This is a genomic window from Micromonospora sp. CNZ296, assembly GCF_007827635.1.
The window spans coordinates 160148-180772 of sequence record NZ_VISW01000003.1; the positions used below are offsets into that span (position 1 = coordinate 160148).

The 20625-nt window shown below is 73.9% G+C and carries 20 protein-coding genes; 9 read left to right on the forward strand and 11 right to left on the reverse strand.

Going from position 1 to position 20625, the window contains the following annotated elements; genetic code table 11:
* Positions 1-328: 328 nt before the first annotated feature.
* Positions 329-844 (reverse strand): 2'-5' RNA ligase family protein, encoded by a 516-nt coding sequence (locus tag FB455_RS06270; protein WP_145752617.1) that lies wholly within the window; start codon positions 842-844, stop codon positions 329-331.
* A gap of 99 nt (positions 845-943) precedes the next feature.
* Between FB455_RS06270 and FB455_RS06275 the strand changes: the two genes are divergently transcribed.
* On the forward strand, positions 944-1450 hold the full coding sequence (locus FB455_RS06275; RefSeq protein WP_030274816.1) for a mycothiol transferase: 507 nt from the start codon (positions 944-946) through the stop codon (positions 1448-1450).
* Here FB455_RS06275 and FB455_RS06280 read toward each other — a convergent pair.
* Positions 1437-2414 carry a glycoside hydrolase family 88 protein gene (locus tag FB455_RS06280; protein ID WP_071095926.1) on the reverse strand — a complete coding sequence of 326 codons (978 nt, stop codon included), beginning with the start codon at positions 2412-2414 and terminating at the stop codon, positions 1437-1439. The genes FB455_RS06275 and FB455_RS06280 overlap by 14 nt on opposite strands.
* A 133-nt stretch (positions 2415-2547) precedes the next feature.
* Between FB455_RS06280 and FB455_RS06285 the strand changes: the two genes are divergently transcribed.
* Together FB455_RS06285 and FB455_RS06290 are read left to right on the forward strand one after the other, a co-directional pair.
* On the forward strand, positions 2548-2925 hold the full coding sequence (locus FB455_RS06285; RefSeq protein WP_013285235.1) for an SCP2 sterol-binding domain-containing protein: 378 nt from the start codon (positions 2548-2550) through the stop codon (positions 2923-2925).
* Positions 2922-5000: an amylo-alpha-1,6-glucosidase gene (locus tag FB455_RS06290; protein ID WP_013285236.1), complete on the forward strand. Its 2079-nt coding sequence runs from the start codon at positions 2922-2924 to the stop codon at positions 4998-5000. Before FB455_RS06285 ends, FB455_RS06290 begins: the two co-directional genes overlap by 4 nt.
* A gap of 24 nt (positions 5001-5024) precedes the next feature.
* On the opposite strand, the gene FB455_RS06295 is transcribed toward FB455_RS06290, so the two are convergent.
* Positions 5025-5762 carry a Pr6Pr family membrane protein gene (locus tag FB455_RS06295; protein ID WP_030274809.1) on the reverse strand — a complete coding sequence of 246 codons (738 nt, stop codon included), beginning with the start codon at positions 5760-5762 and terminating at the stop codon, positions 5025-5027.
* A gap of 24 nt (positions 5763-5786) precedes the next feature.
* Positions 5787-6473 carry a hypothetical protein gene (locus FB455_RS06300; RefSeq protein ID WP_030274807.1) on the reverse strand — a complete coding sequence of 229 codons (687 nt, stop codon included), beginning with the start codon at positions 6471-6473 and terminating at the stop codon, positions 5787-5789.
* A 143-nt stretch (positions 6474-6616) separates the two neighbouring features.
* On the opposite strand from FB455_RS06300, the gene FB455_RS06305 reads away from it, so the two are divergent.
* On the forward strand, positions 6617-7507 hold the full coding sequence (locus FB455_RS06305) for a DUF72 domain-containing protein (RefSeq protein WP_013285239.1): 891 nt from the start codon (positions 6617-6619) through the stop codon (positions 7505-7507).
* A gap of 36 nt (positions 7508-7543) precedes the next feature.
* Positions 7544-7753: a hypothetical protein gene (locus tag FB455_RS06310; RefSeq protein ID WP_013285240.1), complete on the forward strand. Its 210-nt coding sequence runs from the start codon at positions 7544-7546 to the stop codon at positions 7751-7753.
* A 4-nt stretch (positions 7754-7757) separates the two neighbouring features.
* Here the strand turns inward: FB455_RS06310 and FB455_RS06315 are convergent, their stop codons facing one another.
* From FB455_RS06315 to FB455_RS06330, 5 genes are all read right to left on the reverse strand, one after another.
* Positions 7758-8141, reverse strand: a complete 384-nt coding sequence (locus tag FB455_RS06315; RefSeq protein ID WP_030274805.1) for a hypothetical protein — start codon at positions 8139-8141, stop codon at positions 7758-7760.
* 112 nt (positions 8142-8253) lie between these two features.
* On the reverse strand, positions 8254-8883 hold the full coding sequence (locus tag FB455_RS06320; RefSeq protein ID WP_013285242.1) for a hypothetical protein: 630 nt from the start codon (positions 8881-8883) through the stop codon (positions 8254-8256).
* 84 nt (positions 8884-8967) lie between these two features.
* Positions 8968-9168: a hypothetical protein gene (locus FB455_RS34700; RefSeq protein WP_356997993.1), complete on the reverse strand. Its 201-nt coding sequence runs from the start codon at positions 9166-9168 to the stop codon at positions 8968-8970.
* Entirely contained in the window at positions 9165-9824 is a 660-nt protein-coding gene (locus FB455_RS06325) for an alpha/beta fold hydrolase (protein WP_357087101.1), read from the reverse strand. Before FB455_RS06325 ends, FB455_RS34700 begins: the two co-directional genes overlap by 4 nt.
* 213 nt (positions 9825-10037) lie before the next feature.
* Positions 10038-11249 carry a globin domain-containing protein gene (locus FB455_RS06330; RefSeq protein WP_030274803.1) on the reverse strand — a complete coding sequence of 404 codons (1212 nt, stop codon included), beginning with the start codon at positions 11247-11249 and terminating at the stop codon, positions 10038-10040.
* A 155-nt stretch (positions 11250-11404) separates the two neighbouring features.
* Between FB455_RS06330 and FB455_RS06335 the strand changes: the two genes are divergently transcribed.
* Both FB455_RS06335 and FB455_RS06340 read left to right on the forward strand, forming a co-directional pair.
* Complete coding sequence (locus FB455_RS06335; RefSeq protein WP_071095918.1) at positions 11405-11842, forward strand: RrF2 family transcriptional regulator; 438 nt, start codon at positions 11405-11407, stop codon at positions 11840-11842.
* A complete protein-coding gene (locus FB455_RS06340) occupies positions 11842-12474 on the forward strand; it encodes a class I SAM-dependent methyltransferase (RefSeq protein ID WP_030274801.1) in 633 nt (210 codons plus the stop codon). The genes FB455_RS06335 and FB455_RS06340 overlap by 1 nt, the downstream gene beginning before the upstream one ends.
* 41 nt (positions 12475-12515) lie before the next feature.
* Here FB455_RS06340 and FB455_RS06345 read toward each other — a convergent pair whose 3' ends face one another.
* Entirely contained in the window at positions 12516-13772 is a 1257-nt protein-coding gene (locus FB455_RS06345) for an SGNH/GDSL hydrolase family protein (RefSeq protein ID WP_013285247.1), read from the reverse strand.
* 347 nt (positions 13773-14119) lie between these two features.
* Between FB455_RS06345 and FB455_RS06350 the strand changes: the two genes are divergently transcribed.
* Both FB455_RS06350 and FB455_RS06355 read left to right on the forward strand, forming a co-directional pair.
* A complete protein-coding gene (locus FB455_RS06350) occupies positions 14120-16177 on the forward strand; it encodes a DNA gyrase/topoisomerase IV subunit B (RefSeq protein WP_091331858.1) in 2058 nt (685 codons plus the stop codon).
* A gap of 32 nt (positions 16178-16209) precedes the next feature.
* Positions 16210-18699 (forward strand): DNA gyrase/topoisomerase IV subunit A, encoded by a 2490-nt coding sequence (locus FB455_RS06355; RefSeq protein WP_071095914.1) that lies wholly within the window; start codon positions 16210-16212, stop codon positions 18697-18699.
* 503 nt (positions 18700-19202) lie between these two features.
* On the opposite strand, the gene FB455_RS06360 is transcribed toward FB455_RS06355, so the two are convergent.
* Positions 19203-20540, reverse strand: coding sequence for a uracil-xanthine permease family protein (locus FB455_RS06360; protein ID WP_013285250.1), 1338 nt, complete (start codon positions 20538-20540; stop codon positions 19203-19205).
* Positions 20541-20625 lie beyond the last annotated feature (85 nt).

A 20625-nucleotide genomic window follows, 5' to 3' on the forward strand; every position in this document is an offset into this window, starting at 1 on the left:
GGCAGTGACCCGCCTTCCCTTGGCGTGCCCGGCTCACCGCCCGACCATGATCGACACCAGGTCGGGGAGGTGGCTGCATCGGCGATGGTCTGATGCCCCCACTTCCCCGACCTGGTGTTGATCATGGAGCGGGATGGCACCACTTCGGGGAGGTGGTGTGGATCGAGGGCGCGGGCGGGGGTGGTGGTGCGAGCGGGGTCGTCCTCCGTGCGGAGGGGCCCAAGATCGACACCGGTTCGGCGAGGTGGGGCTGTCGGAGGGGGTCTGATGCGGCCACCTCCCCGAGGTGGCGTGGATCTTGGCGGGGCGGGGCGGGGCGGGGAGGGCCTCAGGGCAGGGGGTGGGAGATGTCGCGGGCGTGGTCGGCCACCGCCGCGCCGACCACCGTCGCGGTCAGCGGCAGCACCTCCAGGCAGCGGCGCACCGCCGCGCCCATCAGCGGGTTCGGCACCCGCATGGACAGCGTGCAGTGCGGCACCCAGCGGCCCGGCCGGTAGTGCTCGACCACCTCGACGCCGGCCCGCGCCAGCCGTTCGTGCACCGCGGCGTGGTGCGCCAGCAGCTCGGGCGTGGGCGCCGGCCCGAGCCAGAGCACCCGCCCGACGAACTGCCCGGCGTGCTGGAACTCCAGCCGCAGCGGCGCGGCCACCACGGTTCCGGCGAGCGCCTCGGCGACGCGGTGCGGGTCCAGGCGGGGCGCGACAGCCAGCGAGACGTGCGGGCGGTGCCGCTGCGCCAGCAGGGAACGCATGCTCGGCACCCCGTCGGACTCCAGCAGGTCCCACAGCACCCGGATCCGCCGGGTGGCGTCGGTGTCCAGATACAGCTCCAGCGCCGCGACCACGCGATCACCCTAGAGGCGGGGCCCGCGCCGAGGTTTGCCGGGCACGCTCGGCGGTACTGCCCGAGGGTACGCACGACAGGACAGGGGAGTGAGGCGCGCGTGGACGTGACAGACGTGCTGACCGAGGCGTACGGGCGGTTGCCCGATCTGGTCGCCGGTGCGCTCGACGGGCTCGACGCGGCCCAGCTGCGGCAGGCGCCGGCCGACGGGGCGAACCCGGTCGGCTGGCTGGTCTGGCACCTGACGCGGATCCAGGACGACCATGTCGCCGACGTGATGGGGGAGCCGCAGCTCTGGGCCACCGGCGACTGGGCGGGGCGGTGCGGCCTGCCGCCGGACCCCGCCGACACCGGCTTCGGGCACGGCCCGGAGCAGATCGCCGCGGTACGCCCCGAGAACGGCGGCGTGCTGCTGGACTACCACCGGGCGGTGGTGGACCGGAGCCTGGCGTACCTGCGCGGGCTGAGCGCGGCCGACCTGGACCGGGTGGTGGACGAGAACTGGGATCCGCCTGTGACGCTCGGGGTGCGGCTGGTGAGCGTGCTCGACGACGACTTCCAGCACGCCGGTCAGGCCGCGTACGTGCGAGGGCTCATCCTGCGCTGAGCGCCGCACCGGCCCGGCGCAGCGCGGCGTGCCCGAGCAGGTGACACGCCTGCGCCTCGGGTGAGGTGCCGGGGCGCTCGAAGTCCGGCGCCCCGCTGACGCCCGTCACCCGGCCGTACGCGTCGATCCGCCGGGCGGCGGCCGCGAGCAGGTCCGCGCCCGCCTCGAACCACGACCGGGCCAGCCACCCGTCGGCCACTCCGGTGAGGGCCGCGTACCCGAGCAGCTGGGCGGTGTTGGCCTCGCGGAACGCGTCCGGCTCGTCCAGCACGTCGGGGAAGAGGCCGTCTGCGCCCCGGTACGCGAGGCAGGCGGTCAGCACCTCCTCGACGTGCCCGGCCAGCCCGGCGCGGAGGTCACCCGGCCAGTCCGGCGCGAGCCGCAGCGCGCGGGCGATTCCGGCGACCACCCAGCCGTTGCCGGTGCCCCAGGGGCCGGGCCGGTCCGGTTCGCCCCGGTCCTCGTCCCAGCGGGCGGCGTACAGGCCGGTGCGCGCGTCGTACAGCCGTCGCCGGTGCCCCGCGACCTGGGCGGCGGCCGCCTCGGTCCGGCCGGTGAGCGCCAGCAGCGGCACCACCATGTAGATCGTGTCCGCCCACACCTGGCGGCCGTCGAGCAGGTGGAACAGCGTGCCGTCGGCGGCCCTCGGTGCCCGGCGGGTCAGCCAGTCGAGCTGGGCGTCCAGCGCCACGCCGTACCGCCGGTCGCCGGTGCGGCGCGCGGCGTGCCGGACCACCTCACCGCACGCGGCGCCGTTCACCGCGCCCACTGAGCCGGCCGGCTCCCCGAGCCGCCCGTCCGGCCGCTGCCGGGTCACCGCGGCGTCGGCGACCAGCACCGCGGCCTCGTCCAGGCCCAGATCGAGCAGCGCCTGACCGAGGATCCCCTGCTCCCAGGACTCACGCTGCATGGTCAGCAGCGCGAGCAGCACCCGGTCGGCGGTGGCGTCCCCGGTTGTCGGCATGGGCCCAGGGATACCCGCCGCTCCGCCGCGCCTCACCCGGACCGGGTGAGTTCGCCTCACCCGCGACGCGGGGACGCTGCGGGACGAGCGGCGCCGGCAGGCGGGCGCCCGCGACCACCGACGAGGAGGCCCGATGAGCGTCTCGGCCGTGGAACATCTGACCCGGGGGACCGCCGGCCGGCACCCGGAGCTGCCCGAGACCACCTCCGGCACCATCCGCCTGGATCTGCGCGTCGAGGGCTGCACCGAGCACTGGTACCTGACCATCGACCGGCAGGACGTCCGGGTGGACCGCCTGGCCGAGGAGGCGGACCTGGTGGTCGGCGCGAACCGGGAGGTGTTCGACCGGATCGCGGCGGGGCGCCTGCACCCGGCCGCCGCGCTGCTGCGCAACGACCTCGCCGCGCGCGGCGAGCTGAAGCTGCTGATGACGCTGCGCCGGATCTTCCCCGGCCCGCCGGACGCCCGGGATCCCCGCGACGTGGCCGGTGAGCGGGCGGCGGCCCGATGAGGGAGGAACTGGTCCACGTCCTCGCGGGCAACGCGTTCGCGTTGAGCGACGCGCAGGGCGACATGGAACGCGACCCGTGCGCCCCGATCGGCCTGTTCTCGTTCGACACCCGGTTCCTGTCCCACTGGGTGCTCACGATCGACGGCGAGCGGCTGCACGCGCTGTCCCGCGACGACCTGACCTACTTCGAGACCCGTTTCGTGCTGGTGCCGGGCGCGGCCAGCCACTACGTGGACGCCGACGTCTCGGTGATCCGGCACCGCTCGATCGACGAGGCATACCACGAGAGCCTCACGGTGCTGAACCACTCGGCCGAACCCGCCGAGTACACGGTGCGGATGGAGATGGCCGGCGACTTCGCCGACACCTCCGAGATCCTGCGTCCCGGCCCGCGTCACCCGACGGTCATCCCCGAACCGGAGCAGCAGCGGCTGCGGATCCGGTACGAGCGCGGGCGGTTCACCCGGGAGACGTGCGTCTCCAGCACCGTCCCGGGCGAGGTGGACGCGCGCGGGATGACCTTCCGGATCCGCGTCGAGCCGCAGGGCGAGTGGCACGTCGACCTGCACGTCGCCATGATCATCCGAGGCGCGGGCGGACGGGACCTGCGGGCCGACATCGAGTCCCACAGGCAGCACGTCCGCCAGGACATGCGGGACGGCCTCGAACGGTGGTTCGACCGGGCGCCGCAACTGGTCTCCGACCGGTCCGCGCTGACCGCCGTGTACCGGCAGGCCCTGACCGACCTGGCCGCCCTGCGGTACATGCCGCTGGCCTACACCGACCGGGTGCCGGTCGGCGGGATGCCCTGGGCGATGGCGCTGTACGGGCGGGACGCGCTGATCACCTGCCTCCAGACGCTGCCGTTCACGCCCGAGCTGACCCCGGGCACGCTGCACATGCTGGCGATGGTGCAGGGCGGCCGGCTCGACGACTACCACGAGGAGGAGCCCGGCAAGATCGTCGCTGAGTTGCGATACGGCGAGGCGGCCGCGTTCGAGGAGCAGCCCACCGCGATCTACTACGGGGCGGCCGACACCACGCCGCTGTTCGTGATCCTGCTCGACGAGTACGAGCGCTGGACCGGTGACACCGACCTGGTCAACGAGTTGCGGCACCCGGCCCGGATGGCGCTGGACTGGCTGACCCGGTACGGCGACCAGTGCGGCGACGGCTACCTGCGCTACCGGCCACGCAACACGGTGAACGGGGTGGCCAACCAGACCTGGCGGAACACACCTGCGGCGATCGTCGACCGGGACGGGGTGGAGCCGCCGTACCCGCGCGCCACGTGCGAGCTCCAGGGGTACGCGTACGACGCGCGGATCAGGGGCGCCCGCCTGGCCCGGGAGTTCTGGGACGACCCGGGCTACGCCGAGCGCCTGGAGGCCGACGCGGCGCGTCTGCGGGAGCGGTTCAACAATGACTTCTGGCTGCCGCAGCGGGGCTACTACGCGCTGGCGCTCACCCCGGACGGCGAGCCGGTCGACGCGCTCACCTCGCACCTGGGGCACCTGCTGTGGAGCGGCATCGTGGAGCCGGACCGGGCCGACGCGCTGGCCGGGCACCTGCGCGGGCCGGACCTGTTCTCCGGCTGGGGCGTGCGCACCTACGCGCAGGGGCAGATGCCGTACAACCCGGTCGGCCCGCACCTCGGCGCGGTCTGGCCCTGGGACAACGCGATCGTCGCGGCGGGCCTGCGGCGGTACGGCTTCGACGAGGAGGCGGCCGACATCGCCGCGGGCGTGTTCGCGATGGCGGAGACGCTCGGCGGCTCGGTCCCGGAGACGATCGCCGGCTACCCCCGCGCGCTGACCAAGTACCCGGTCCAGTTGCCGGAGGCCGGGCGACCGCAGTCGTGGGCCTCCGGTGGGCTGCTGATGCTGCTGGCGACGATGCTGGGGTTGCGTCCGTGCGGGGAGAACCTGCTGGTGAACCCGGCCGTCCCGAGCGGGTTCGGGCGGATCGAGCTGCTCGACGTGCCGGGCCGGTGGGGAAGAGCCGACTCGTACGGCCGGGAACGCGGCTCGGGCCGGCGGATGCGCGCCGGCCGCCCGGCCCACCGGGCCGCCTGACCGGGCCGCCTGACCGGCCGCCGCTCAGGCCGAGCCGGTGGTCTCCCGCTGGGCTGCCGTCGAGGCGCCCGGCTCGGCTGCCGTCGTCGGCTCCACCGGCCCGGCCGCGGGTGGCTTCTCCGCCGCATCGGCACGCCCGGCCCGGGCGAGCAGCCGGTCCACGCCCACGAACAGCAGGCCCAGCAGCCAGAACACCGCGGCGAACCCGACCGCGCTGACCGCCACCCCGTCGTAGCCCAGCTCGCCCGCGTCGATGAACGGGTACGGGTACCTCTCCACGATCAGGCCGCGTACCAGCGCGAACCCGAGGTATCCGAGCGGGAACACCAGCCACCAGGCGGCGTACCGGGGGCGCAGCCGGCCGCGCCTGTCGAACAGCGCCCAGTCGGCGACCGCCAGCAGCGGCACCACAGTGTGCAGGAACTGGTTGCCCCACCACTCGCCCGGTTGCCGGTCCGGCTGGGCCATCGCGAACGGGCTGGCCGGGTTGGCCAGCACCAGGTGGTAGACCGTGCCGGTGATGGTGATGTAGAGGGTCACAGCCCCCTTGAGGACGCTCGGTGGCTCCGGCCGGTCGCGCAGCGCGCACCAGGCGGCGTACCCGGCGAGGACGCCGACCGCCACGTTGCTCTGGATGGTGAAGTACGGCAGCAGTCCGGTCACCGTGGCCGGGCCGAGCGCGGTGAGGACGATGCCGGCCAGCACGGCGAGCACCACTGCGAGGCGGAGGAGGATCGCCGGTAGGCGACGCCGGGGGGTCACGGGGGGCAAGTTACCAGCCGGTCGTCAGCCGGGACGCCGCCCGGGCGGGGTGCCGGACGGCCGGCCGACGTGCCCGGGCGGGAGGTCGTCCACGCCCGGCGGCCCGCCGGACGGGTGGACCGGGTGCGCGGACCTGCCGCCGCCTCGCCCGCCGGCCTTCCCCGGCGGATCGTCGCCCAGCAGCCCGGCGCAGTAGTCCGGCACGCGGTCGTGACCCCCGGCGGCGGCGACGAGGCCGCTGAAGGCGGGTGTGGCCAGGGCCCGTCCCCGCTCCGGCTCGGCGACGGCCCGGTACGCGACGCACAGGCCGGGCGGCGAGGACGGGTGTGGTGTCCGGGGCGCCGGTGAGCCGGCCGGCGGGCTCGGCCGGGCCGACGGCGCAGGGGGCGCGGTGACGACCGGCGGCGCTGCCGGACGTGCGGCGCGCGGCAGGTTCCCGGTCGCGGCGAGCGCGACGCCGCCGGTGAGGGACGCGGCCAGTGCGGCCACTGCCACCCGTACGCCGAACCGGGCACCGCGGCGACGGCGCATCCACCGGGCGGCCCGGAACGCCGCTACCGCTGCCGCCTCGCCGTCGAGCTCGCCCGTGCCGGGCGCGGCGCGGACCGCGTCCAGCACGGCGGCCAGTCCCGGCGGAGCGGTCGGCGTGTCGCCGGAGCGGCCGACGAGCAGCCGCTCGACGGTTTCCTGGTCCAGGCCGGATGCGTCCATCTCGTCACCCTCAGCGCCGCCACCCGGCCGGGCGTCACACTCCGGCGCGCCGAGGAGCCGGTGAGGTCGGTCACCCGGCGCCGGTCACGGCCCCGGGGCATCTCCGGTTGCCGATGTCCCGCACTCGCGGTGAACTGAATTACATGGGTGTCATCAAGGTGGGCACGTCCTCCTGGGCCGACCAGATGCTGGTCCGCTCCGGCTGGTATCCGCGCGGGGTCAACACCCCCGCCGGCCGGCTCGGCTGGTACGCCGAGCGGTTCGGACTGGTCGAGGTGGACACGTCGTACTACGCCGTGCCGGCGCCGGAGACGACGGCGGGCTGGGCGGCCGCCACCCCGGACGGGTTCACCTTCGACGTCAAGGCGTTCCGGCTGTTCACCGGCCACCACACGCCGGTCGACGCGCTGCCCCGCGACCTGCGTCCGGCCGGCGGCCCGAACCGGATCCGCTGGCGTGACCTGCCCGCCGGGGCGTACGACGAGTTGTGGGACCGGTTCCACGCGGCGCTGGCGCCGCTCGCGGCGGCCGACCGGCTCGGTGCCGTGCTGTTGCAGTTCCCGCCGTGGCTGGCCCGCGGCGAGGCGGCCCGGCGGCGGATCCTGGACGCCGCGCGGCGCTGCCGCCCCTGGCCGGTCACCGTCGAGCTGCGGCACTCGTCCTGGTTCGACGGGGACGCGATGGCCGACACCGTCACGTTCCTGCGTGAACACGACCTCGGGTACGCCTGTGTGGACATGCCGCAGGGGCACGTCTCCTCGGTGCCGCCGATCCTGGTCGCCACCACCGACCTGGCCGTGATCAGGTTCCACGGGCACAGCACCGCCTGGGAGAGCGGCGACAAGCAGGAGCGGTTCCGCTACGCCTACGGCGAGCGGGAGCTGCGGCACTGGTCGGTGCTGCTGCGCGAGCTGGCCGACCAGTGCGCCGAGCTGCACGTGCTGATGAACAACTGCTGTGGTGACCAGGCCCAGCGCGACGCCGCCCGCCTGGCCGGCCTGCTCGGCGTCGCGCCCGCCGCCGCGCGCGCCTGACGTTTCCTCAGCCGTCGTCCGGGTACCGCCGGGGGCATGGACGACAGCGAAGGGGGATCGGTGGAGAAGCGGCGCGGCGAGGACGAGCGAGACCCGCGAGCGACCCGGGAGGCAGAGGAGGCGCACGGCGGCAGCATGGCGCCGGGCCTGGTCGACGACACCGGGCACCCGGTGGCCGAGTCACCGGTGCCGGACAACGAGCCGTCGGCGCCGGGTGGTCCGGGCGAGGACGGCACCGGCTCCTGACGGCCTAGGGCCGCGTCTCCGGGCGCATCCCGGTCGCCTCCTCCAGCGCGTTGTCGCCGAGGTCGCCGTCCGCCCTGTCGTCCGGGAACGTCCGTCCCGACGGCGCCGGATCCGGCGGCGCGCCCGGCCCGGCCTCGGGCGTCCGGGTCGGCTCGACGGATCCGAACCCGTGCCGGCCCGCCTTCGGTCCGCCCGGCCCGGCGCCGGCCGCCCGGCGCTCGCCGAGCCGCCCCTCGGGTACGGCGGTCTCCTCGCTGCCCTCGTCCATCGGGTCTCTGTCACCGGCGCCCCACGGCGGGTCGGCGTCGAAGCCGTCGGTGGTGCCCCACGGCGCGGCCGACTCCGGTCCGCGCCCGTCACCCGTACCCGGCCGGTCCCTACTGGTCATGGTCACCTCGCCTGGCTGCTGATGTCCGTGCCGCCCGTCGACGGACGGTCTGGTCCCGGGGCACCGCGCGGCCGGTGACCCACCCCGATGTGGGTCGCCGGCCGCGCGGTGGTCAACGGGCCGCCCCGACCAGATGACGTCCGGCCGCGCCCACGGCGGCCACCTTGCCGATGTTCTTCGGCGCGGACATCAGCCCGCCCGCGCGGTCGAGCATGCCCCGGAACACCTGGCCCGGTTTCTGCTGCTCGCCCATGTACGCCGACACCACGACGAGCGCGCCGGTCAGCGCCGGGACAGCCCACTGGAGCAGCTTCATCTGCCGCTGGCTGGCCGCGACGTTCGCCGGGGTGTGGTGGTTGGGTTCGGTGGTCCCCTCGACCGGCGGGCCGCCGGCCTTCTCCAGCCGCATGCCGACCAGCCGGCTGTAGCCGGTCACCGCCAGCGCGCCGACTGTCAGCGCGGTCTTCACCGCGCTCATCTTCCCCACGCCCGCCTGGCGGGCCATCCGCGGGCTCTCGGTGACCAGTTCACCGACCGCGCCGGCCAGGTGCGCGCCGATCGCCGCCGCGTTGACCGGTGTCCACCGCGCCCACCCGGCCGAGGCCACCGGCAGCCGCTCGGTCGTGTCGTTGATCCGTGCCGCCGCGCCGTTGACGCCGAGCGCCCCCATCAGGGAACCGCCGAACCAGGCCGCCAGGCCCAGGTCGTGCATCGAGCGCAGCGTGGTGTGCCGTTCTGACATCAGATCCCCCTCCGCCGTGTTCGGGCGGTGCGGCATACCCACGATCGGGCGACTCACGCCCGGCGTGGCGGGGAGGAGGAGGGCTCAGCGGCGGGGGAGCGTGCCGGCGAACGCGGCGATCCGGTCGGCCAGGGGCGCCGACGCGCGTACCCAGGTGAAGTGGTCGAGCGGCGCGCCCGCCTCGGCGACCGTGTAGCGGTGCCGCGTCACCGGCGCCGCGGTCAGCTTCTCGCAGAGGTGGTCGAGCGTCTCGTGCGGCGTGTACTGGTCGTCGTCGACGCTCACCGCCAGCACAGGTGTGCGGATCCGCCGTACGGCGGCCTCCGTGTCCACCCCGTCCAGTGCGGGGAAGCGGCCGGTGCGGGCCGTGTGCGCCCAGTCCCGGATGACGCCGGCGGCCTGCCGGCCGCCGAAGCCCCAGCCCGGCCAGACGCCGAGCAGCCGGGCCGTGGCCGCGATCGCCTGGGTGTACGGCAGCACGCCCACCCGCGCAGGCCCGGGTACCGCCGCCACCACGGCAGCCCCACCGCCACCAGGGCCAGCCCGTCGACCCGGTCGTCGTCGTGCAGCGCCTGGTGCAGCACCGCCACCTGACCGCCGAGGGAGTGCCCGAGCAGCAGCCGGGTACGGCCGTCCAGCCGGGGCTTGAGCGCGTCGAGCACGGCGCCGATGTCGGTGGCCATCTCCTGGTAGCCGTAGCGGCAGGCGCGCGACGGTGCGGGGGTGCTCTCGCCGGTGCCACGCAGGTCGGCCACGATCACCGCGAGCCCGGCGTCGCGCAGCGCGGCGGCGAACGGCCGGTAGTAGCGGGCGCGTACGCCCATGGCCGGCCAGATCAGCACCACCGGCGCGCCGGGCGGACCGGCCGGCTCCGGGTAGACCTGCACGCCGATGCGCGCGCCGTCGACGTCCACGAACTCCTGGGTGTAGTCCCCGCTCACCCGGATCAGGGTACGGCCCGAACCTACCGGTGGGTAGCAAGGGGTGGCCGGACCCGTTCGCCCCGCGCCCCTGCCCTCGGGTTCCGCCCCCACCCAGGAGATCGCCGACTTCTCCGCGGACCCGTCGCCTCCGCCGTGGAGGCTCCGGGCGCTGGACGGGCGCCCTCGTGCCGGAGAATCGGGTCTGCGGAGGTCCTGTCTCGCGGCGGGGCGTCAGCCCGGCAGCATCCCGGGACCGAACACCTCGTAGGCGATCCGCTCGGCCGGCACACCACGGCGCAGCAGGTTGCCCCGGACCAGGTTCATGAACGCGATCGGACCGCACAGGTGCGCGGCCGCCCCGGCGGGCAGCGGGAGCCGGTCCGGGTCGATCAGCCCGGCGGACACCTCAGCCTTCAGGCCGGGCAGGTCGGCCCCGGCGGCGTCGAGATACCAGAGGTGGACGGCCAGGTTCGGCAGCCGCTGCTGGAGCACGGGGAGTTCCGCGCGCAGCGCGTGTGCCTCGGCGTCCCGGTCGGCGTGCGCCAGCGTCACCTGGCGTCCGGGGTTCCGGTCGGCCAGGTGGGCCAGCGCCGCCATCGCCGGGGTGAGCCCGATGCCGGCGCTGATCAGCAGCAGCGGCCCGTCGCCGCCGGTGGCGTCGACCTCGCCGAACGCGGGGCTCAGCCGTAGCGTGTCGCCGACCGCGACCCGGTCGTGCAGGTGGCCGGAAACCATGCCGTCGGGCGCGCCGCCCTCGCCGCGTACGCGCTTCACCGTGATCCGCCACGTGTCGGCGCCCGGGCGGCCGGAGAGGCTGTACTGGCGGATCTGCTGTCCCCGGCCGCCGTCCAGGTCGACGGCGACCGAGACGTACCGGCCGGGGGTGAAGCCGGGCGCGGCGCCGCCGGCGGCCGGCGCGAGGGTGAGCGAGACGACGTCGGCGCTCTCCCGGGCCCGGCCGGTCACCCGCCAGTCCTGCCACACCGGACCGCCCTCGGGCACGCCGGCGCCGGCGTAGAGCCGCGCCTCGCGGGCGATCAACTCGCAGGCCAGCAGCCAGTAGACCTCGTCCCAGGCGGCGGCCACCTCCGGCGTGACCGCGTCGCCGAGCACCTCGCCGACCGCGGCGAGCAGGTGCCGGCCGACGATCGGGTACTGGGTGGCGGTGATGCCGAGCGAGGCGTGCTTGTGCGCGATCCGGTCCAGGACCGGTCCCCACGGCATGCCGGTGTCGCCGGTCAGGTGCGCCGCGTACGCGACCACCGCCGAGGCGAGCGCCGCCTTCTGCGCTCCGGTGGCCTGGTTGCCCCGGTTGAACAGGTCCAGCAGGTCCGGGTGGGCGTCGAACATCCGCTGGTAGAAGCGGCCGGTGATGGCCTCGCCGTGCGCCTGCACGACGGGCAGGGTGGCGGTCACGACCGCAGCTGAGGATTCCGAGAGCACGACCGAATCTCCTTCCGGGGTTCGAACAGGTCGATCTCCACGAAACAGGAATCCATGATTCCTCTTTCAGGGCCGAAGGTCCCGGTGCCGGGGTGGCAAGGGTCACCGTGAATCTGCTGGTGTCCCGGACGGCGCCGAGTGGCTAGGGTCGGTGCGTGAGGCTGAACCGGTCGACCGACATGGCGTTGCGGATCGCCATGCTGACCGCCGCGTCCCCGGTCCGGGCCACAGTCGACGAACTCGCCACCCGGCTCGAACTGCCCCGCAGCCACGTCGCCAAGGTGGTGCAGCGGCTGCAACGCATCGGCGTCCTGGTGACCATCCGGGGCCGCTCCGGCGGCGTGGCCTTCGCCGAACACGCCGGGGACATCACCGTCGGGCGGGTGGTCCGCGCCTTCGAGGGCGACGGCGAGGTGGTCGACTGCGCGCAACCGGTCTGCCCGCTGGTCGCGGAGTGCCGGCTGCGCGGTGAGCTGCGCCGCGCGCAGGCCGCCTTCCTCGCCGTGCTCGACGGAGTACGCCTCGGCGACCTGATCGACGGATCCGCCGGCCCGCTCCTGCTCAGCCTCGGCGCGCCACCGGCAGGCCGCTGATGGCCGTCTCCCATCCGATCTTCTCCCGGCTCTTCGCCCGCGCCAGCGTCGCAATGGACCAGGCCGGGATGGCCGAGCACCGCGCCCGCCTCGTCGCCGGGCTGCGCGGCCGGGTGGTCGAGGTCGGCGCGGGCAACGGGCGCAACCTCGCGCACTACCCACCGGGGGTGACCGGCGTGGTCGCCGTCGAGCCGGAGCCACGCCTGCGTGCCCTGGCCCGCGCCGCCGCACCCGGAGCCCGGGTACCTGTGACAGTCGTCGCCGGTCTCGCCGAGGCGCTGCCGGTCGCCGACGGCGCCGCCGACGCGGTGGTGCTGTCGCTCGTGCTCTGCTCGGTGCCGGACCAGGCGGTCGCGCTGGGCGAGGCACGCCGGGTGCTGCGGCCCGGCGGCGAACTGCGCTTCTACGAACACGTGGTGGCGCAGACGCCCGGCCTGCGCAGGGCCCAGCGCCTGGCCGACGCCACGCTCTGGCCGCTGTTCTGCGCCGGCTGCCACACCGCCCGGGACACGGTGGCCGCGATCCGGGCCGCCGGGTTCGAGGTGACCGCGCTGGACCGCTTCCGCTTCCCGCCGACCGGGCTGCCGGCGCCGGCCTCGCCGCACGTGCTCGGCACCGCGATCCGGGCCTGACGCCGGACCGGGCCGGTTTCTTCCGGCCCGGTCCGGCGCGCTCAGCTCACACTCACCGTGCCGTCCGGGGCGCGGACGCAGGAGACGGTACGGGCGCCGGTCGCCGCCGCCCCGGCCAGGCACCGGCCGAGCACCTTGTGTCCGGCGGCGTTCGGGTGCCACGACTCCTGGCAGGTCTGGAAGTACGTGCCGCAGGCGTTGGCGATCCGCTGGATGTCGAGCTTGTCGTATCCGGAGAGGCTGGTGACGAACGTGCCGCTCGGGCCGTCCATCAGCCGGATCGGCGTGGCCAGGGCATTGCCCGGGCTGCCGGTCGACTCGCAGAGCCGGGCGCCGTCGAACGCGCGCTGCACGTTCAGGTAGACCAGGTCGTCCTGCGGGAACTCGCCGGCGAGCGTGCCGCGTACCGAGCTGACGAGCGTGCCGAGCCCCTGCGAGAAGCGGTGGCCGGGCGCCAGGCTGGCCCGGTGGATCGGGCAGCCGGCCGCGTACCGCTCGGCGCCCAGCGCGCGGAACTTGTCCCGGGTGTCGTCGCGGCTGTCCTCGGTCCAGTAGGTCTGGTTCAGCTCGAACGGCAGCGGGTTGGTGTAGTCCTGGAACACCACCCGGTGCTGCCCGTCGGCGTCGATCTGGTCCAGCGTGGTGAGCAGTTGCCGCAGCGCCGTGGTGGTCTCCGCGGTGGCGGCGGCGAACTGCGCGGCCGTGCCCAGGTCGGCGTCGGTGCACGGCTTCTGCTCCACCGGCCCGCCCAGGTATGCCCAGAACTCCCACCAGCCGGTCCACGCGTCGGCGATGAACCGGTTGGCGCACTTCTCCGCCACGCTGCCGAAGGTGAACGAGCTGTTGTTCGAGCCGAGGCCGACGAGCACCAGGTCGATGTCGTGGGTCCGCGCCACCGACCGGAGCTGGTCGAGCTGGGCGGCCACCTGCCGCCCCTTGGTCCGGGTGGCCGAGGCGCTGGCGATGTCGTACGGCTGGCCGCCCGAGCAGGCCAGGTTGAACCGCGCGGAGATGCCGGGCAGGTCGGCCTGGAACAGCGAGGCGTTCGGGGAGCGGTGGCAGAAGTAGGCGTTGGCGTTGGCGGCGGACCAGCCGGGGAAGCCCTGGGCCACCCCGTTGACGTCCACGACCGGCGCGTACGCCCCGGCGCCCTCACCGCTGATGAAGCTGTCTCCCAGCGCCACCGCGGCGGTGGGCAGTGCGGCGGCTGCGGGCCGGGCGGGCGCCGCGGCGGCGGGTAACGCCACCGTGGCGAGCGCCAACGCCGCCGCGAGCACGGAACGACGGAACACGGACATGCCCGACCTCCCAAGACATCGAAATGTGAAAGATTCTTCAGGGGGGCGATCAGATCACGCACGTGTGACGGACGTCAATGGTTCGACATCAGTGGCCCCGCATCGGGGAAGACATCCGGTGCCCGGGTCGTTGTGCCGCCTGGAGCCCCGGCCCGTCCCGCCGGCCGCCGTACGCGGCCCCGGCGCGGACCCGGCCGGCAGGCCGATCGCGCAACGCACCGCCCCGGTGCCGCCGACCTGTCAGGGCACCCGGCTAGGCTCGCTCCGGCGCGCCGCGCCCGGCGATCATCGTGGGGGGATCACACGGTGAACGGCACCACACCGCCGAGACCTGGGAGTACGACCAGTTGACCGCACAGCCTGAGACCCTCTACGGGGCCGACGACCTGACGCATCTGGAGGGCCTCGACGCCGTCCGCAAGCGCCCGGGCATGTACATCGGCTCGACCGACAGCCGTGGCGTGGGTCACCTCGTCAACGAGATCCTCGACAACTCGACCGACGAGGGTGTCGCCGGTCACGCCACCAAGGTCGACGTGATCCTGCACGCCGACGGCTCGGTCCAGGTCGACGACGACGGCCGGGGCATCCCCACCGACGTGCACGCCAAATCCGGCATCTCCGGCGTCGAGCTGGTGCTGACCCGCCTGCACGCGGGCGGCAAGTTCGGCGGCTCCGGCTACAAGACCTCCGGCGGCCTGCACGGCGTCGGCGCGTCAGCGGTCAACGCGCTGTCCCGGCGCTTCGACGTCACCGTCCGGCGCGGCGGCAAGGTCCACGCCATGTCGTTCCGCCACGGCGTACCGGGCGTCTTCGACGGCGACGGGCCGGACGCGCCGTTCACCCCCGGCCCCGGTCTCCAGATCGTCGGCGCGATGAAGCGCGGCCAGCGCACCGGCACCTCGATCCGCTGGTGGCACGACCCGCGCTACTTCGAGACCGGCGCCGCGCTCGACACCGAGACGGTCCGGCTCAAGCTGCGCAACACCGCGTTCCTCGTCCCCGGCGTCGCCTACCGGCTGCGCGACGAGACCGGCGAGCAGAGCGTCGAGGAGAGCTTCCACTTCCCCGACGGCCTCACCGATATGGTGGAGTTCCTCGCCCCGGCCGGCGACCGGCCGGTCTCCGGCACGCTGCTGGTCACCGGCGAGGGCACCTACCGGGAGAACGCCGCCGACGCCAACGGCGTCATGCAGTCCAACGTGCAGCGCCGCGCCGAGGTCGAGGTGGCGTTCCGCTGGGGCACCGGCTACGAGCGCACCGTCGAGTGCTTCACCAACACCATCCGCAACGCCCACGGCGGCACCCACCGCAAGGGCTTCGAGCGGGCGCTGGCCCGTACCCTCGCCGACGCCGCCCGCAACGCCCGCGGCCTGCTCAAGCCCAAGGAGGACGCGCCCACCCTGGACGACGTCCTGGAGGGCATGACCGCCGTGGTGCACGTGCGCATCCCCGAACCGCAGTTCACCTCGCAGACCAAGGACGAGCTGTCCACCGCCGGCATCACCAAGGTGCTCCAGGGCCTGGTCGAGGCGCACCTCAAGAGCTGGCTGGAGGACCGCCGGACCAAGGCCGAGGCCCGTACGGTACTTCAGAAGATCGTCGACGCGGCCCGCGTCCGGCTCACCCAGAAGCAGCAGAAGGACGCCGCCCGCCGCAAGACCGCGCTGGAGGGCGCGGCCATGCCGGCCAAGCTCGTCGACTGCCGCGCCACCGGCGTGGAGCGCAGCGAGCTGTTCATCGTGGAGGGCGACAGCGCGCTCGGGACGAGCCGCATGGCCCGCTCCTCCGAATACCAGGCGCTGCTGCCGATCCGCGGCAAGATCCTCAACGTGCAGAAGGCCAACCTCCAGCAGGTGCTGGACAACGCCGAGTGCGCCGCGATCGTGCAGGTGCTCGGCGCCGGCTCCGGCCGTACGTTCGACCTGTCCGCCCTGCGGTACGGCCGGGTGCTCATCATGGCCGACGCGGACGTCGACGGCGCGCACATCCGTACCCTGCTGATCACGCTGTTCGCCCGCTACATGCGGCCGCTGATCGAGGCCGGTCGGCTCTACGCGGCGATGCCGCCCCTGCACAAGATCACCACGAAGGGGCGCAACCCGCAGACCGTCTACACCTACACCCAGGCCGAGATGGAGGCGACGGTCCGCAAGCTGGAGAAGGCCGGCAAGCAGATCGTCACGCCCATCCCGCGCTTCAAGGGCCTCGGTGAGATGGACGCCGACGAGCTGTGGGAGACAACCATGAACCCGGCCACCCGGGCGGTCCGCCGGATCACGCTCGACGACGTCGAGGCCGCCGAGCGGATCCTCGAACTGCTGATGGGGGAGAAGGTCGAGCCCCGCCGCAACTGGCTGATCGACTCCGCCGACCGGGTCGACCGCGACGCCATCGACGCCTGACCAACGGGTTCGTCTCGGAAGGAAACCGCACCATGGCACGCCGCAAGGACGACCGCGCGAAGGCGGACCTGGCCGCCTTCGACCAGGCCGGCGCCCGCGTCTTCGACAACCCGCTGGTCACCGAGGTCTCGGACTCCTACCTGGAGTACGCGTTCTCGGTCATCCACTCCCGCGCCCTGCCCGACGCGCGCGACGGGCTCAAGCCGGTGCACCGGCGCATCCTCTGGTCGATGCACGAGCAGGGCCACCGGCCGGACCGCGGCCACGTCAAGAGCGCCCGGATCGTCGGCGACGTGATGGGTAAATACCACCCCCACGGCGACACCGCTATCTACGACGCGATGGTGCGGCTGGCGCAGGACTTCTCCCTCAACGTCCCGCTCATCGACGGGCACGGCAACTTCGGCAGCCCGGACGACGGCCCGGCCGCGGCCCGCTACACCGAGGCCCGGATGTCCCGGGAGGCGATGCTGCTCACCGGCGAGCTGGGTGAGGACACCGTCGACGTCGAGCCGAACTACGACGGCTCGCTGACCCAGCCCACGGTGCTGCCGGCCGCGTTCCCGAACCTGCTGGTCAACGGCGCGTCCGGCATCGCGGTCGGCATGGCGACGAACATGATCCCGCACAACCTCGGCGAGGTGGTCCAGGCCGCCCGGTGGCTGATCAACCACCCGGACGCCACACTCGACAAGCTCATGGAGTTCGTGCCCGGCCCCGACCTGCCGACCGGCGGGCTGCTGCTCGGCCTGGACGAGGTGCGCCGCGCGTACGAGACCGGGCGCGGCGTGGTGCGCATGCGCGGCCGGGTGGAGATCGGCCCGCTGGAGGGCAGCCGCGGCCGGCAGGCCATCACCGTGACCGAACTGCCGTACGGCGTCGGCGCCGAGAAGGTCATCGCGGCCATCACCAACGAGGTGAACAAGACCAAGCGGCTGACCGGGATCGCCGACGTCAAGGACCTCACCGACCGGGAGAACGGCACCCGCCTGGTGGTGGAGTGCAAGGTCGGCGTCAACCCGCAGGCGCTGCTGGCCGACCTCTACCGGCTCACCCCGCTGGAGCAGTCCTTCGGCGTGAACAACCTGGTGCTCGTCGACGGCCAGCCGCGCACGCTCGGGCTCAAGGAACTGCTCGACGTGTTCCTGGCCCACCGCTACGAGGTGGTGACCCGGCGCAGCTCGTACCGCAAGCGCAAGCGGGAGGAGCGCCTGCACCTGGTCGACGGCCTGCTGATCGCCCTGCTCGACATCGACCGGGTGGTCAAGCTGATCCGTGCCAGCGAGGACGCCCAGGCCGCCAAGGACGGCCTGATGCAGCGGTTCAAGCTCTCCGAGATCCAGGCGACCTACATCCTGGACACTCCGCTGCGCCGGCTGACCAAGTACGACCGGCTGGAACTGGAGGCCGAGCAGGAGAAGCTGCGCGGCGAGATCGCCGAGCTGTCGAAGATCCTGGACGACGAGAAGGTGCTTCGGAAGGTGGTCTCCGACGAGCTGGCCGCCGTGGTCAAGCAGTTCGGCGCGCCGCGACGCACCACGCTCGTCGACGGCGACCTCAAGGAGGTGCTGGCCGCCTCGGTGCCCGCCGGTCCGCTGGAGGTCGCCGACGACCCGTGCCAGGTGATCCTCTCCGCCACCGGGCTGGTGGCGCGGACCGCGGCCGAGTCGGAGGAGGCCGCCGAGGCGCGCCGGCGCAGCGGCCGGGTCAAGCACGACGCGGTACGCGCGATCGTGCACTCCACCGCCCGCGGGCGGGTGCTGCTGGTGACCAGCGCCGGCCGCGCGTTCAAGATCGACGTGTTGCCGTTGCCGGTGCTGCCGGAGCAGTCCGGCACGGTGTCGCTGCGCGGCGGCATGTCGGCGGCGGAAGTGGTGCCGCTGGAGCCGGGCGAGACGGTGGTCGGGCTCGCGCCGCTGGGCCCGTCCGCGCAGGGGTCGCCCGGCCTGGCGCTCGGCACCCGGGCGGGCGTGGTGAAGGTGTGCGCCCCGGACTGGCCGGTCCGCTCCGACGAGTTCGAGGTGATCTCGCTGCGTGACGGCGACGAGGTCATCGGCGCGACCTGGCTGACCGACGGCGCCGAGACGCTGGCGTTCGTCTCGTCGGAGGCGTCGCTGCTGCGCTTCGCCGCATCCGTCGTACGCCCGCAGGGGCTCAAGGGCGGCGGCATGGCCGGCATCAACCTGCCGGCCGGCGCGCGGGCGGTCTTCTTCGGCGCGATCCGCACCGACGACTCGAAGCACGGTGAGCCGATGGTGGTCACCTCGACCGGAGCGACGGTGAAGGTGACGCCGTTCAAGGCGTACCCGGCGAAGGGAAGGGCGACCGGCGGCGTACGCGCGCAGCGGTTCCTCAAGGGCGAGCTGGAGCTGTCGGTGGCCTGGATCGGCCCGCGGCCGGTGGGCGCGACGGCCACCGGCGACCCGGTGGACCTGCCGCCTGCGGACCCGCGCCGAGACGGCTCCGGTTTCGCCGTGATGCTCGGCCCGACCGTGGTGGGCCACCACATCGACCGCGACTGACGAGTTGGGGCGGGCGGCCCGGCCCACCCGCCCCAACCGCTCAGTCGCCGCCGCTCGTCCCCTGCCTCCGCCCGCACCCGGCCCGGCGGCGTGGCCCTGGCCGCCCCAGCCCTCCGGCCACCCGACCCGTCCTCCCCGCTGCGCCCCTCCCGGCCCCACCCAACCCGGTTGATCAAGGAGTTAGCGGCCTTTCACGCCCCGCGCCGACCACAAACTCCTTGATCACCGCAGCGGGCGCTCCTGCCGCACTGGGCGCCCTGGGCGGCTGGCGAGTTCCGGGCGTCTGGGCACTCGCCCCCACTCTGCACGGTCGATCATGAGGTTAGCGGCGACAAAACGGACACCGAGTGCCGCTAACCTCATGATCGACGCGGTCGGGCCCTCCGGGTGACCTGATCGCCCCCCACCGCCTGTTGACCATGAAGTTGGCGGGCGTGAATCGGGCAAACTGTGCCGCCAACTTCATGATCAACGGGGCGAGGGTGGGGCGGCGGTGGGGCGGGTCAGAGTTCGGGTTCGGGGGACTGCCGGGACTCGGGGGTCGTGCCGCGCAGGCGGGCGATCAGGCGCATGCCGTGGTAGATGACCAGGGCGGCAGCAGTGCCCAGCGCGATGCCGTTGAACGACAGATCACCGGCCGTCAGCGTGTAGTTGGCGGCGCCGATGATCACCGCCACCGCGGCGGTGAACAGGTTGATCGGGTCGTGGAAGTCGACCCGGCTCTCGATCCAGATCCGGGCGCCCAGAATGGCGATCAGGCCGTACAGGGCGGTGGTGGCGCCACCCAGCACCCCGGCCGGGACGGTGAGGATCAGCGCGCCGAACTTCGGGCAGAGCCCGAGCAGGATCGCCGTGCCGCCGGCGATCCAGTACGCGGCGGTGGAGTAGACGCGGGTCGCCGCCATCACGCCGATGTTCTCCGCGTACGTGGTGGTGCCGGAACCGCCGCCGGACCCGGCCAGCACTGTGGCGACGCCGTCGCCGAGCAGCGCCCGGCCCATGTCGCGGTCCAGGTTGCGGCCGGTCATCGCGGCGACCGCCTTGACGTGCCCGGCGTTCTCCGCGATCAGCACCAGGATCACCGGGATGACCAGCACGACGGCACGCGCGTCGAAGCTCGGCGTGTGGAACTCGGGGAAACCGACCCAGGCCGCCTGGCGCAGGCTGCTGACGGCCTGCTGGTCGAGGTTGCCGGTGAGCGCGGCGAGCACCCAGCCGACCACGACGCCGACGAGGATCGACAGCCGCGCCACGAAGCCGCGGAACAGCACAGTGGTGAGCAGGATCGCGACGAGCGTGACCACGGCGATCAGCGGCTGCGCCTTCACGCCGGTGCCGGACCCGTCGCCGTCCCACGCGACCGGCGCGAGGTTGAGGCCGATCAGCATGACGATCGCGCCGGTGACCACAGGCGGCATCAGCGCGTCGATCCAGCGGGAGCCGGCCACCTGCACCACCACGCCGACGATCGCCAGCGCGACGCCCGCGACCACGATGCCGCCGAGGGCCGCGCCGATGCCGCCGTCGGTCTTCGCGGCCAGGACCGGCGCGATGAACGCGAACGACGACCCGAGGTACGAGGGCAGCCGGTTGCCGGTGATCAGCAGGAACAGCAGCGTGCCGAGCCCGGAGAACAGCAGCGTGGTGGCGGGCGGGAAGCCGGTGATCAGCGGGACGGTGAAGGTGGCGCCGAACATGGCGACCACGTGCTGCACGCCCACGCCGATGGTGCGCGGCCAGGAGAGCCGTTCGTCGGGTGCGACCACGTCGCCGGGGCGTACCTGGCGGCCGTCGCCGTGCAGGGTCCACGGGGACCAGCGGGAGGTGGGGGACTGGGTCATCGGTCGCCCTTCGCGTCATCGGGTGACGGGGGCGTGATCGACCCTGGGAGTTGTTTCTAGCACGTGCCCTGCGGCGATGGGGGCC